Origin of the sequence: Paracoccus nototheniae (genome assembly GCF_004335005.1) — a bacterium.
Lineage (GTDB): Bacteria > Pseudomonadota > Alphaproteobacteria > Rhodobacterales > Rhodobacteraceae > Paracoccus > Paracoccus nototheniae.
On sequence record NZ_RQRT01000223.1, the window covers coordinates 1 to 267 of the forward strand.

At 56.9% G+C, this 267-nt stretch carries 1 protein-coding gene; it reads right to left on the reverse strand.

Features of this window, described 5'->3' with window-relative positions; all coding sequences use genetic code 11:
- The coding region (locus EG885_RS22545) for a transposase (RefSeq protein WP_131579098.1) at positions 1-267 on the reverse strand (267 nt) is incomplete at both ends.

Below are 267 nucleotides of genomic sequence, written 5' to 3' on the forward strand. Positions count from 1 at the left end.
AGGCGACCACGCCCCCCTTTTTGACGGCCATACTGGTCGCTGTGCGATGTGCCTTCAGGTATGTCGCATCTATCATCACGGTCTTCTCTTCACCGTGTTCGGCAGCAAGCCCGGCCATCATCCGAGCAAAAATGCCCTTCCCGCTCCAACGCCTCCAACGGCTGTAAAGCGTCTTGTGAGGCCCGTAGGCGGTAGGTGCATCACGCCAGCGTAAGCCATTGCGGATTATGAAGATAATCCCGCTAAGAACTCGCCTGTCATCAACGC